The organism is Pontibacter chinhatensis (assembly GCF_900113285.1).
Lineage (GTDB): Bacteria > Bacteroidota > Bacteroidia > Cytophagales > Hymenobacteraceae > Pontibacter > Pontibacter chinhatensis.
This window is the reverse complement of the sequence record NZ_FOOT01000002.1, coordinates 170,264-183,316: the sequence shown is the minus strand read 5'-3', so window position 1 is coordinate 183,316 and position 13,053 is coordinate 170,264. Positions and strand designations below refer to the sequence as shown.

Below are 13,053 nucleotides of genomic sequence, written 5' to 3'. Positions count from 1 at the left end.
GGTTGTAAGACTGGCGGATGAATGGCGGTTTGAAAGTATAGCTTAGCTCAAATGGAAGGATGCAGCAGCTATGGAATGTATATCCGAAGCATAAAGTATAGCCAAAGTATAAAGTATGGCTTTCCAAGCTACTCGGAGTGCAAATCCGGGAAGATAGGAGGATACGGGTTATAAACCCGCGCCAGCAATAATATAAAGTATAGTACAAGTATAAAAGTATAACCGAAGTATAAAGTATGGCATTGCAGGCCAGTCGGGACGCAAAAATCAGGTAACTAAAATCCAACAGAACCCTTATCTTTGTCATCCCCTAATACGTTTGCCCATGTCCCTCATCCCGAAAGAAATAGTTGACCAGGTTATTGCCCAGGCCGATATTACGGAGGTGGTGGGCGATTTTGTGTCGCTCAAGAAGAAGGGACAGAACATGTGGGCCTGCTGCCCCTTCCACCACGAGAAATCCCCGTCTTTCTCTGTTTCCCCGGCCAAGGGCATTTACAAGTGCTTCGGTTGCGGCAAGGCGGGTAACTCGGTGCAGTTCATTATGGACATCGAGGGCACTAGTTTCCCAGAGGCGATTAAGTACCTGGCCAAGAAGTATCAGATTGAGGTACCCGAGGAGCAGCACGACCCGGAGTATGCCAAGGAGCAGAGTGAGCGCGACAGCCTGTTTATTGTGTCGGATTTTGCCGCCAAGCATTACGTGCAGCGCCTGCACGGGCATGAGCAGGGGTCGATTGGCCAGTCCTATTTAAAGCAACGCGGCCTGAGCGCTGCCACGGTTAAAAAGTTCGAACTGGGTTATAGTTTGGATGAGTGGACCGATCTGACCGACACGGCGCTGAAGGCGGGCTATAAGCAGCAGTACCTCGAAGCCACGGGCCTGACGATTGCGCGGGAGGATGGCAAGAAGTATGACCGCTTCCGGGGCCGCGTGATGTTCCCGATCCACAACGTGTCTGGGCGTGTGGTGGGTTTTGGCGCCCGTACCCTCAAATCCAACGACAAGAAAAGCCCCAAATACCTTAACTCCCCTGAGTCTGAGATTTACCACAAGAGCAACGTGCTCTACGGTTTGTTTCAGGCAAAGCAGGCGATGCGCATGCAGGACATGTGCTACATGGTGGAGGGCTACTTGGACGTGCTTTCGCTGCACCAGGGCGGTATCGAGAACGTGGTGTCCTCTTCCGGAACTTCGCTCACCGAAGGACAGATAAAGCTCATCTCACGTTATACCCAGAACATCACCGTCCTCTACGACGGCGACGCGGCTGGTATAAAAGCCTCTTTGCGTGGTATCGATCTGATTCTGGAGCAGGGCCTGAACGTGAACGTGGTCACCTTTCCGGGGGGAGAAGACCCGGATTCCTACATTCAGAAAGTAGGCGACACGGCCTTTAAGGCCTACCTGCAGGAGCATGCCCAGGATTTTATCTCTTTTAAAACCAGCCTTTACGCCGAGGAAGCGGCTGGCAACCCGGTAAAAAAAGCCGAGGCCATCAAGGAGATCGTGGCCTCCATCTCTAAAATACCAGATGCAATCAAGCGCACGGTGTTTTTCCGCAGCTGCAGCCTTATTTTCGACATCGACGAGCAGGTGCTCATATCAGAGTATAACAAACTGCACCTGCAGGGGCGGCAGCAACAGCACAAAACCGGCAGCCCGGAGCTGGATTATGCGCCGCCAGCACCAGAAGAGGAGCCGGAAAAGCCTGCCTCCGATGCCGATGTGCTGCAGCGCTACGAGCGGGAGATTGTGCGCATGCTGCTCAACTACCCCGACCGACTGCTTGAAGATGGCCTGACAACCTGCCAGTACATGCTCGAGCAGCTCGAAGACATTGAGTTCCGCTCGCCGCTCTACAAGCGCTTCGTGGATGTGGTATCTGACAAGCTGAACCAGGGTGCCGTGCCGGTGGCAGAGGATTTTATCAACTATCCCGATGAGCAGATTCGCACGGAAGCCATTCACCTGCTCTCCGACCCCTATGAGCTGAGCCCGAACTGGGCCACGCACCAGATCTTTGTTCCCCATGAAACGGACCTGCTGCCCTACGGCACGGAGCGCGCCGTACTCCGCCTCAAGTTCGTGTACCTGAAACTGATGATAGACGAGGAGACCCAGAAACTGAAGCTGGTAACCGACCCGCAGGAACAGGTAAACCGCCTGGTGGCCGTCATGAACCTGAAGAAGCTGCACAAGCAGATCGGCGACATGCTGGGGATAGTGGTGTTTTAGCGCTGCCCAACCCCCGTGCCCGGCAGGATAACCTGCTGCCGGCACTTGCTGCCATTCCCGGTAGCATCTCAACCTGAAATCCCCACCGACCTCAACTAATTCCCACCCAAAACTGTTATCCATTAAAATAGCCGGATTGAAGGATAATCTTTATATTTTTGTACGGCTTTAAGACAGATTAACAGTCCTGCACCCTTTCGGGGCGGGCAATAAAGTAGAATATATGGAAACCAATACAACGGGTGATATCAGGCCCCTTGACAGCATCGAGTCTGCTATTGAGGACATACGCCAGGGCAAGGTGGTGATTGTGGTGGACGACGACGATCGCGAGAACGAGGGCGATTTTGTTTGCGCTGCGGAAAAGATTACCCCCGAGATCGTCAACTTTATGGCCACCCACGGCCGGGGTCTTATCTGCGCGCCGCTCACCGAAGAGCGCTGCGACGAACTGGGGCTGGAACTGATGGTAGGCCGCAACACGGCCCTGCATGCCACGCCTTTCACCGTGTCGGTAGACCTGATTGGGCATGGCTGTACCACAGGCATCTCCGCCTCTGACCGCGCCAAAACCATACAGGCACTTGTCGATCCGAATACCGATCCCGAATCGTTGGGTAAGCCGGGGCACATTTTCCCGCTCAAAGCTAAGAAAGAAGGCGTACTGCGCCGTGCCGGCCACACAGAGGCTGCCGTGGACCTGGCTCGCCTGGCCGGATTGGCGCCTGCCGGGGTGCTGGTCGAGATCATGAACGAGGACGGCTCCATGGCCCGCGTGCCGGACCTGGTAAAGGTGGCCGAGCGCTTCAACCTCAAGCTCATCTCCATTAAAGACCTCATCGCGTACCGCCTGAAGAAGGAAAGCCTGATTACCCGCGAGATTGTGGTGCAGATGCCGACGGACTATGGCCTGTTCGACCTGTATGCCTTTACCCAGCGCAGCAACGGCGCCAAGCACCTGGCCTTGGTAAAAGGAACCTGGGAAGAAGGCGAGCCTGTGCTCGTGCGCGTGCACTCTTCCTGCGTTACCGGCGATATCTTTGGCTCTTGCCGCTGCGATTGCGGACCACAGCTGCATGAGGCCATGCGCATGGTAGAGCGTGAGGGCAGGGGCGTGATTGTGTACATGAACCAGGAAGGCCGCGGCATCGGGCTCTTGAACAAGCTCAAAGCCTACAAGCTGCAGGAGCAGGGCCTGGACACCGTGGAGGCCAACCTGGAGCTTGGCTTTGGCATGGATGAGCGCGACTATGGGGTGGGGGCACAGATCCTGCGCGACCTGGGCGTTACCAAAATGCGCCTGATCTCGAATAACCCGCGTAAGCGCACCGGCCTGATGGGCTATGGCCTGGAAGTGGTGGAGCGCGTGCCGATTGAGGTAATGCCAAACGAGCACAACCAGAAGTACCTGACTACCAAGCGCGACAAGCTGGGCCACCTGATCCTGAAGAACATGACGATTGATAAATAAATTGTAGTATAGATTTATGCTTGATAAGAAACCTGCCCGGGTAGCACGAATGGCTGCCCGGGCAGGTTTTTTTAGTCTCGGGGTAGTTTGAGTAAGGCAATCCGGCAACCTTTCACTCTGAAAATCATACAAAAAGTATAAGTGATTGCTAGTGAGGGTGTAATCGTGATGTTGAATGCTGATTTTTGCATCTAAATGACTTTAAACTACTGCCTGAATCTATGAAAAACCATACTTTATTACTTGCCCTATTCTCTTTCCTTTTACTATTGTTTTGCTTACCGCCTACAGCAGCACATGCGCAGTACCGGCCAAGTATAGATGTGCAGGAATGGCCCTCGGGCAAAGTTGTACTCGTTTCGGGGGACACGATCTATGGGCCCATCACCTTTTACCGCACCGAAGATATTGTGAGCGTGCTTCATGACGACGGAAGCAAGAGCCTGTACGCTCCTGTAAACGTCCAATATTTTGTGGCCCAGGAAGAACCCAGTGGCCGGGCCTATACTTTCCTTTCGCTCATGTGGAACCTTGGCCGCGATTACACTGATTTTAAGAAGCCGACCTTCTTTGAGCAACTCAACCAGGGTACCCTTAAACTAATCATGCGGGAGGAGTACCTGCGGAAAGACATGTCCCCAACCTCACCCATGTACGCCAGTACCCATCTGTATACCTCGGAGAACTATGTGCCGGGCAGCGAATGGGTGGAGTACATTAAGCCGCTGTATTACATTGAGCTTCCGGACGGAGAGATTGTCACGCTGCGGAATGTGAAGCGGGACCTGAACAGGCTGTTCGGTAACAAAGCAAGAGAGGTGAGGAAGTATATAAACGAGAAACGCCTGACCTACGAGAAGCCGCATCACCTTATGGCCATCGTTAACTACTACAACTCGCTTAAATAAGGCTGCAAAGAAGTATAAAATAGGGCAGGGAAGTATAAACGCGCCATTTTAGAAGTGACTGGCTATACTTCCCTGGCAAAAGCCTTACCTTTGCCCTATACCCTTAGCTTTACGCATGCCATACACCCGCTACGACGGCCTTATTTTTGACCTGGACGGCACCCTCTGGGATTCTACCCAAACCATCGCCGATGCCTGGAACGATGCCTCCTCGCAATTTGATTTTGTAGACCTGCAACTCACCCGGCAGGACATCCGCAACATTGCCGGCATGCCCTACGATGAAATCTACCACAAACTTTTTCCGGACCTGAACCTGGAGCAGCGGGAGCAGCTGCAGCACACGGCGGCCAGGCTGGAACTGGCGTACCTGCAGGAACGGGGCGGTGAGCTATACCCGCAGCTGCAGGAAACGCTCGAGCTCCTGCAGCCAACATATAACCTCTTCATTGTGAGCAACTGCCAGAGTGGCTACATCGAAACCTTTCTGCAGTACTACGACTTGCAATCCTACTTCACCGACATTGCCTGCTACGGCGACCAAAGCCTGCCCAAGAGCGAGAACATCAGGGCCGTAGTGCAACGCCACAACCTGCAGCGGCCTGTGTACATCGGCGATACCCAAGGCGATTACGCAGCCAGCGTGCAGGCAGGAGTGCCTTTTATGCTTGCCCGCTATGGCTTTGGAAAAGTGCAGGCAGAGGTGCCAAGTATAGACGCCCTGACGGAACTACAGGAACTGGTATAGCATAGGAAGAAACACAGACTGATTTGCAGGAAAATATTTCTTTTAATGCCAGGGCTATACTATATTAAGAGCATAATCCGGTATACTTTTCTAACCTTCCCTGCAAGCCAGATGATAAAAACACTACTCAAACTCACTTTATGGGCCACCTTCTGCTGCTTAGCCACGACAACGGCTTATAGCCAAGGCTTTCTGAAAACACAAGGGACAAAAATTGTAAACGAGCGGGGAGAAGAGGTGCTCCTGCGCGGCATGGGCCTGGGCGGCTGGATGCTGCAGGAGGGCTACATGATGCGTACAGGCGATGTGGCCGGGCAGCAGCACGTGCTCAGGGCAAAGATACAGGAACTGATAGGGCCGGAGAAAACAGAGGAGTTTTACACTGCCTGGCTCGCCAACCATACCCGCAGGATAGATGTGGACTCCATGGCGGCCTGGGGCTTTAACTCCGTGCGCCTGGCCATGCACTACAACCTGTATACCCTGCCGGTGGAGCAGGAGCCCGTAAAGGGGCAAAACACCTGGCTGGAGAAGGGCTTTGCCATGACAGACAGCCTGCTGGCCTGGTGCAAGGCCAACAACATGTACCTCATCCTGGACCTGCACGCAGCCCCCGGCGGGCAGGGCAACGACCTCAACATCTCCGACCGCGACCCCAGCAAGCCTTCTTTGTGGGAGAGCGAGGAGAACCAGCAGAAAACAGTGGCGCTGTGGCGCAAACTGGCCGAGCGCTATGCCGATGAGCCCTGGCTGGGTGCCTACGACATCATCAATGAGCCAAACTGGGGATTCACCAACCCCGAAGATAAGAACGGCTGCAATGAAGAGCAGAACGCACCGCTCCGGAAGCTGATGATGGATATCACGAAAGCCATTCGGGAGGTAGACCAGAAACACATGATAGTGATAGAGGGCAACTGCTGGGGCAATAACTACAGAGGCGTGCTGCCCACCTGGGACGATAACACGGTGCTGAGTTTTCATAAGTACTGGAACTACAACGACCAGGCGGCCATACAGGGCTGGCTGGACCACCGCGACAAGTATAGTGTGCCGGTCTGGCTGGGCGAAACCGGCGAGAACTCCAATGTATGGTTCACGCAGGCCATCAGCCTGGTGGAGCGTAACGGCATTGGCTGGTGCTGGTGGCCCCTGAAAAAGATGGGCTTCAACAATCCGCTGGAGGTGAAAGTAGACCCGGGTTACCAGCGTATCCTGGATTACTGGAAAAACAAGGGGCCTAAACCGACCGCTACCGAAGCCTACCAGGCCCTGATGCAACAGGCCGAGAACACGAAGTTGGAGAACTGCCTCTATCATCAAGATGTGGTAGACGCCATGTTCCGCCAGGTGCAAACGACGGAAACGAAGCCTTTTAAAGCGCACCAGGTTGCTGCTGGCACTACCGTAAAAGCTGTTGATTACGACCTGGGCCGCAACGGTTTTGCCTACTTCGATAAGGACACGGCCAATTATTACATTTCTACCGGCGGCCCGCGCACCCCCTGGAACAAAGGGCATGTGTACCGCAACGACGGTGTAGATATTGAAGCAGGGGAAAGCGGCTTCTATGTGAGCAGTTTCGAGGCGGGGGAGTGGTTGCAGTATACGTTGGAGGTACCTGCAAAAGGTGCTTATAACCTTGTGCTGCAGGTGTCATCTGACACGGATGGTGGGAAAGTTTCTCTTTGGAATAACGGGGCTGTGGCTGCTGCCGCTGCAGTGGTGCCAAATACCGGCGGGGCTGAGAATTGGCAAGCCATCCGGCTAACCAAGGTGCCGCTGGTAAAGGGCCGGAATGTGCTCCGGGTACAGGCCGATGGCGGCAGCTTCAACCTCGACACCATCCGTTTTGAGAGCGCCGGCAAAGGGAAAAGCACCCGCCAGAAAACCAGAAGATAATAGGGAAGCGGTGGGAGTTTTCCTACTGCCGTAACATCAAAATAAAAAGTGAATTCAGAAGTATACTTACAGAACGGGGCCCAGTACGCGAAGTCGGAACTGACGATGACGGCCGCCGAGGCCAACGTAAAGGCGCTGGTGTTCATGCTGCCCATCCTGGTGCTGTACCTGGTGCCTTATGTGCTGCTGTGGCAGGAGCAGTTCAGCTTTCAGGCTATAGAAAACTTTGTACTAAAGCAGGGCACGCTGGTGCTGGTTTACCCTTTCCTGATGCTACTGGTGTTTGTGCTGGGCGCGGTGGTGCACGAGCTGCTGCACGGCCTTACCTGGGCGGTGTTCTGCCAGAACGGGGTCAAGTCGATTAAGTATGGCGTGCACTGGAAAGCACTTACACCCTACTGCCACTGCCAGGAAATGCTGCCGCTACGGGCTTACGTGTTAGGGGGAATTATGCCCGGACTGGTGATGGGGCTGCTGCCGGCCCTGGCGGGTATGGTTACGGGTAATTTGCTGCTGTTCCTCTTCGGGCTATTTTTCTCTATTGCCGCCTCCGGCGATTTGCTCGTGCTCTGGATGTTGCGCCGCGCCAAGGCTACGGACCTGGTGCAGGACCACCCGGAGAAAATCGGCTGCTTCCTCTACCTAAGGCAAGAGAAAGTATAGTTTATACTTTGATATCGGTTAGAGAGGTTATAACATCTATTTTTTTCTATATTGTAGATTCAACCTGCCGGGTAGCGACCTGGCGGGCTTTTTTTGAATCCATAGTATAAAAAGTAAAAGATGAGAAAGCTTCTGGCACTGGCCCTGCTTCTGGCCGTTATAGTGCTCCCGGCGGCGGCACAGCGCGCCATCCACCCTGATTCCACCGTTACAACCAAACATCAGGTAACTGTTAAAGGGCAGCGGGTACCCTATACCGCCACCACCGGCACCCAGCCCGTGTGGGACGAAAGCGGCAAAACCATCGCCGGCCTGTTTTATACCTATTACGAGCGCTCAGACGTGAAGGACCGCGCCACGCGGCCCCTTGTGATTTCCTTTAACGGCGGCCCTGGCTCCGCCTCGGTTTGGATGCATATTGCCTATACCGGCCCGCGCCTGCTCAACATTGATGACGAGGGCTACCCGGTGCAGCCTTACGGTTTCCGCGAAAATCCTGAGTCCATACTTGATGTGGCGGACATCGTGTTTGTGAACCCCGTGAACACCGGCTACTCGCGCATGGCCGAGGGCGTGGACAAAGACAAGCTGAAGGAAAAGTTCTTCGGTGTGCAGGCCGACGTGAAGTACCTGGCCGAGTGGATCAACACCTTCGTGACGCGCAAAAGCCGCTGGGCTTCGCCTAAATACCTGATCGGGGAGAGCTATGGCACTACGCGCGTGGCTGGCCTGGCCCATGAGCTGCAGAACTCGCACTGGATGTACCTGAACGGGGTTATCCTGGTATCGCCGACGGGGTTGGGCATTGAGCGCAACGGCCCGGTGGATGCGGCGCTGCGCCTGCCATACTTTGCGGCCACGGCCTGGTACCACCAAAAGCTGCCGCAAGACCTGCAGCAGAAAGACCTGACCGACCTGCTGCCTGAGGTAGAGGAATTCACCATCAACGAACTTATCCCGGCCATTGCCAGAGGCGGTTTCCTGGAGGAGGCGCAGAAAAAGCAGATTGCTGCTAAGATGGCCCGCTATGCCGGCATCTCAGAGCAAAGTATCCTGCAGCACAACCTCGACGTGCCCCCAAGCTTTTTCTGGAAAGAGCTGCTCCGCGACCAGGGGTACACCGTTGGTCGCCTCGACTCCCGCTACAAGGGACTGGACCGCCAGGATGCTGGTGTTCGTCCGGATTTTAACGCCGAGCTGACCTCTTGGCTGCACTCCTTTACGCCGGCCATCAACATGTACCTGCGCGACGAGCTCAAGTATAAGACCGATGTGAAGTATAACATGTTTGGTCCGGTGCACCCGTGGAACAGCAATAACAACAAAACCGGCGAAAACCTGCGCCAGGCCATGGCCCAGAACCCCTACCTGCACGTGCTGTTCCAGGCCGGCTACTACGACGGCGCCACCGATTACTTTAACGCCAAGTACAGCATGTGGCAACTCGACCCCAGCGGCCGCCTGAAAGACCGCCTCAGCTACAAAGGCTACCGCAGTGGCCACATGATGTACCTGCGCAAGGAAGACCTGGTAAAGGCCAACGAGGACATCCGCGAGTTTATCCGTGCCTCCACGCCAAAGAAAGGCCAGCCAGCGATGTATTAAATTACACTCTGTGGCATCGGCCCTAAGTATAAATTGTCGGTGATAACACCAACAATGGCAGGAAACGGACTATCTGTAACCTGCAGCAGCAAGAGGAAGTATAAGCACCTATCTCACCTTAAAACAACAAAAAGCCGCAAACACTCCCGGGTGTTTGCGGCTTTTGCTTTTTGCAGGAGCAAGTATAAACTTACTCTACCGGCATCAGCCTGTAAATCGTGCCAGGCGTTTCCACGGCAACGTACAGGTAACCATCGGGTCCCATTTTCACGTCGCGCACGCGGCCGATGTTCTTCAGTAGTTTTTCTTCGCCCAATACTTTTGTGCCATCCATTTTCAGGCGGCTCAGGAACTGGAAGCGCAGCGAGCCTACCATCAGGTCGCCCTCCCAGTTTTTATAGCGGCTGCCGGTTACAAAAGCCATCCCCGACGGACCGATAGAAGGTACCCAGTAGTGCAGTGGCTGCTCCATGCCTTCTTTCTTGGTAAGCTCAGTCAGTACGGTGCCGTTGTAATTGATGCCGTAGGAGATGACCGGCCAGCCATAATTTTTGGCTTTCTCGGCAATGTTCACCTCGTCGCCGCCCCGCGGGCCGTGTTCGTGCGTCCAAATCTGGCCGGTTTGTGGGTGCAGCACCATGCCCTGTATGTTGCGGTGGCCATAGGAGAAAGTGCTGGCCACAGTGCCTTGCTTGTTCACAAAGGGGTTATCCGCCGGAATGCTGCCATCGTCTTTTATGCGGTGCACTTTGCCGGCGTGGCGCGCCAGGTCCTGCGGGTTTTCGTCATGGTTGCCGCGGTCGCCTACCGAAATGTAGAGGTAACCATCGTTACCAAACTCCAGGCGGGAGCCGTAGTGGTGGCGGGTTCTGCTGTAGGGCAGGGCCTCGAAAATCACCTTCTGCTCCGAAAGCTTGTTGCCATTGAGTTTGGCGCGCATCACGGCGGTGGAGGAGAGGGTTTGGCCGCCTTCTTCCTTCACAGCAGAGTAGGAGAGGTAAATGATGTTGTTCCTGGCAAAATCAGGATGCAGCTCCACATCCAGCATGCCGCCCTGGCCCTGTGAGAGCACCTTCGGTACCCCTTCAACTTGCTGCAGTTTCCGGTCTTTGGAGAGGCGGTACAGTTTACCCGAGCGGTCCGTAATCAGCATTTCGCCGCCCGGCAGGAAGGCCATACCCCAGGGCACGTCCAGACCAGTGGCTACGGTGTCGAGGCGAAACTGCTGCTCTTCTGACTGCTGCACGGCATCCACAGTTTTCTCGTTGCCAAAATCATAGGCTTTGATTCCTTTGATACCCTGCTGAATGTAGGCCACCAGCCCGTTTATCTGCTCATCGGAGAACGTCTCGGCAAAGGCGGGCATGCCCTCGTCTGGGTAACCGTGCTTGATAGCTTTGAACAGGTCTTCGTCTGAGCTGCCGTGCTTCCATTTGCGGTCGGCAAAGGCCTCCAGCTCCTCGCCGTGGCAGCCCGAGCAGTAGCTGATGTAGGCGGCCTTGGCACCCGCCAGGTCAAGTTCCGGGGCAGCAGCGGCCTGGGTGGCTTCGGCTATGGCATCGGTGGTGGCGCTGGTGGAGGTAGAGGGAGAAGTGGTGCTGTTGCAGCCGCTAAAGCCCAGTAGGCCGGCAGCCAGCAAAGTATACAGATAGGGTGTTTTCTTCATGCGATTCTGTTTGCGTAGAATAGGCGTAAGTATAGTTCCTAACAAATATAGGAATCCTGGGCGTTTTTCAACTATAGGCTTAATGCTGGTGAGCTGATTTTACGGAAGTATAAATCTATACTTGCCCCTGTTTCCAGTGCTGTAGCAACGGCCCTTCATCCCCGAACACCGGATCGGCATTGGGCAAACTTACCTTTGCGATGCGCTTCTTCTTTTCTTCTGAGTTATCTTTTTTGGTGCAGATATCATAATCTTCCTGTCCGGCAGGGTAGGCGCCGACTACCTGAAAGCCGGCGGCGGAGGATTTCAGGCAATGGCCCGTGCCTGCGGGCAGCACCAGCATGTCGCCGGCTTTTACTTTTATCTCTTCGCCGCCCGGGCCGCCAAGTATAAGTATGGCCGAACCTGCCGCCACGCCCAATACCTCATGCGACGTGCTGTGATAGTGGTGGTAACTAAACACGCCGTTTACCCAGCTGCCGCGCCAGTTATTGTTTTTGAAGGCTTCTTTGAACCGATTTGCCAGGTCATTCTTTTCAGGAAACACCTGCTCATACACCAGCAAAGGAAGTTTTGGGTTATTGGGAATGTTGCTGTGGGGCTGCAGGAAGTACGGGGTTATTGTTTGTTTCGGCATAATTCCTATATTTATACGTATAAGTACGATTTTCACCCTAAAGGTTAAACATACCATAACGATTTATACTATGCCCCACGGAACAGCGCCCTTGCGCATACTGGTAGTAGGCTGTGGTAACATGGGCGCCTCGCACGCGCTGGCTTACCATACGATGGATGGCTTCGAAATCTGCGGACTGGTTTCTACCGGTGCAAGCAAGGAAGCCCTGAACGAGCAGCTTGGCGGCGGTTATACTTTGTATAACAACTATGAAGAAGCCTTGCATGAAACCAGTCCGGACGCAGTCTGCATCTCCACCTACCCCGATACCCACGAAGCTTATGCCATTACAGCCCTGGAGCAAGGGTGCCATGTGTTCGTGGAGAAACCGCTGGCAGACACCGTGGCGGGTGCCGAGCGCGTAGTAGAAGCAGCCCGGCGCGCAAACAAAAAAGTAGTAGTAGGTTATATCCTGCGGCACCATCCTTCCTGGGAGCGCTTTATCTCACTAAGCCAGGAGCTGGGTAAGCCCCTGGTGATGCGCATGAACCTGAACCAGCAAAGCCACGGCCGCATGTGGGACGTGCACCGTAACCTGATGAAGAGCCTGAGCCCGATTGTAGACTGCGGCGTGCACTACATCGACGTGATGTGCCAGATGACCCGCTCCAAGCCGGTGCAGGTGAGCGCCATCGGGGCACGGCTGACCGACGACATCCCGGAGGACAACTACAACTATGGCCAGTTGCAAATCCGCTTCGAAGATGGCTCGGTGGGCTGGTACGAGGCTGGCTGGGGACCGATGATGAGCGAGACGGCCTTTTTCATCAAAGACGTGATTGGGCCGAAAGGTTGTGTGTCGATAGTAGCGAGAGACGCTGGCGGAGCCGGAAAGTCAGATTCGGTGGCGGCGCATACCCAGACCGAGGCACTGCGCTTTCATCATGCTGACGTGGACAAGCATAATCAGTTCCTGAGAGAGGACACCTGGATAAACCTGGAGGACGAGCCGGACCATCAGGAACTATGCAACCGCGAGCAGCGCTATTTCCTCAAAGCCATACAGGAAGATTTGGACCTGGCAGAGCATCTGGAGGACGCGGTGAACAGCCTGCGCATCGCCTTTGCCTGCGATGAGTCGGTACGGACGGGGCAGGTGGTGCGGCTTGCCTAATTTTATACTTATATAAATGCTCCACTTAAGCTCCTAAGCGGGAAAAGTGGCCCTGACA

General features: G+C 54.7%; 10 protein-coding genes. 8 read left to right on the top strand and 2 right to left on the bottom strand.

Annotation, left to right across the window (positions count from 1 at the left end; all coding sequences use genetic code 11):
• Nucleotides 1–325 precede the first annotated feature (325 nt).
• From dnaG to BM040_RS06080, 7 genes are all read left to right on the top strand, one after another.
• On the top strand, nt 326–2,239 hold the full coding sequence (gene dnaG, locus BM040_RS06110; RefSeq protein WP_092099630.1) for a DNA primase: 1,914 nt from the start codon (nt 326–328) through the stop codon (nt 2,237–2,239).
• A gap of 223 nt (nt 2,240–2,462) precedes the next feature.
• Entirely contained in the window at nt 2,463–3,710 is a 1,248-nt protein-coding gene (locus tag BM040_RS06105) for a bifunctional 3,4-dihydroxy-2-butanone-4-phosphate synthase/GTP cyclohydrolase II (protein ID WP_092099629.1), read from the top strand.
• Between the two features lie 221 nt (nt 3,711–3,931).
• Nucleotides 3,932–4,618 carry a hypothetical protein gene (locus BM040_RS06100; RefSeq protein WP_139217775.1) on the top strand — a complete coding sequence of 229 codons (687 nt, stop codon included), beginning with the start codon at nt 3,932–3,934 and terminating at the stop codon, nt 4,616–4,618.
• A 115-nt stretch (nt 4,619–4,733) separates the two neighbouring features.
• The gene (locus BM040_RS06095) at nt 4,734–5,366 is read left to right on the top strand and encodes an HAD family hydrolase (protein WP_092099627.1); all 633 of its coding nucleotides are present in this window, start codon (nt 4,734–4,736) and stop codon (nt 5,364–5,366) included.
• Nucleotides 5,367–5,477: 111 nt separating this feature from the next.
• The gene (locus tag BM040_RS06090; RefSeq protein ID WP_092099626.1) at nt 5,478–7,268 is read left to right on the top strand and encodes a cellulase family glycosylhydrolase; all 1,791 of its coding nucleotides are present in this window, start codon (nt 5,478–5,480) and stop codon (nt 7,266–7,268) included.
• Nucleotides 7,269–7,316: 48 nt separating this feature from the next.
• Nucleotides 7,317–7,931, top strand: coding sequence for a DUF3267 domain-containing protein (locus BM040_RS06085; RefSeq protein WP_245756118.1), 615 nt, complete (start codon nt 7,317–7,319; stop codon nt 7,929–7,931).
• 120 nt (nt 7,932–8,051) lie between these two features.
• Nucleotides 8,052–9,536, top strand: coding sequence for a S10 family peptidase (locus BM040_RS06080; protein ID WP_092099625.1), 1,485 nt, complete (start codon nt 8,052–8,054; stop codon nt 9,534–9,536).
• A 190-nt stretch (nt 9,537–9,726) separates the two neighbouring features.
• Here BM040_RS06080 and BM040_RS06075 read toward each other — a convergent pair whose 3' ends face one another.
• Nucleotides 9,727–11,202: a PQQ-dependent sugar dehydrogenase gene (locus BM040_RS06075; RefSeq protein ID WP_092099624.1), complete on the bottom strand. Its 1,476-nt coding sequence runs from the start codon at nt 11,200–11,202 to the stop codon at nt 9,727–9,729.
• A 115-nt stretch (nt 11,203–11,317) separates the two neighbouring features.
• Nucleotides 11,318–11,839, bottom strand: coding sequence for a cupin domain-containing protein (locus BM040_RS06070; protein WP_092099623.1), 522 nt, complete (start codon nt 11,837–11,839; stop codon nt 11,318–11,320).
• A gap of 70 nt (nt 11,840–11,909) precedes the next feature.
• Here BM040_RS06070 and BM040_RS06065 point away from each other — a divergent pair, with 70 nt between their 5' ends.
• The gene (locus BM040_RS06065) at nt 11,910–12,995 is read left to right on the top strand and encodes a Gfo/Idh/MocA family protein (protein WP_092099622.1); all 1,086 of its coding nucleotides are present in this window, start codon (nt 11,910–11,912) and stop codon (nt 12,993–12,995) included.
• Nucleotides 12,996–13,053 lie beyond the last annotated feature (58 nt).

Excerpts from the sequence above, each read along its gene's own strand:
- dnaG (WP_092099630.1), top strand. The coding sequence starts at position 326 with ATGTCCCTCATCCCGAAAGAAATAGTTGACCAGGTTATTGCCCAGGCC.
- BM040_RS06105 (WP_092099629.1), top strand. The coding sequence starts at position 2,463 with ATGGAAACCAATACAACGGGTGATATCAGGCCCCTTGACAGCATCGAG.
- BM040_RS06100 (WP_139217775.1), top strand. The coding sequence starts at position 3,932 with ATGAAAAACCATACTTTATTACTTGCCCTATTCTCTTTCCTTTTACTA.
- BM040_RS06095 (WP_092099627.1), top strand. The coding sequence starts at position 4,734 with ATGCCATACACCCGCTACGACGGCCTTATTTTTGACCTGGACGGCACC.
- BM040_RS06090 (WP_092099626.1), top strand. The coding sequence starts at position 5,478 with ATGATAAAAACACTACTCAAACTCACTTTATGGGCCACCTTCTGCTGC.
- BM040_RS06080 (WP_092099625.1), top strand. The coding sequence starts at position 8,052 with ATGAGAAAGCTTCTGGCACTGGCCCTGCTTCTGGCCGTTATAGTGCTC.
- BM040_RS06075 (WP_092099624.1), bottom strand. The coding sequence starts at position 11,202 with ATGAAGAAAACACCCTATCTGTATACTTTGCTGGCTGCCGGCCTACTG.
- BM040_RS06070 (WP_092099623.1), bottom strand. The coding sequence starts at position 11,839 with ATGCCGAAACAAACAATAACCCCGTACTTCCTGCAGCCCCACAGCAAC.
- BM040_RS06065 (WP_092099622.1), top strand. The coding sequence starts at position 11,910 with ATGCCCCACGGAACAGCGCCCTTGCGCATACTGGTAGTAGGCTGTGGT.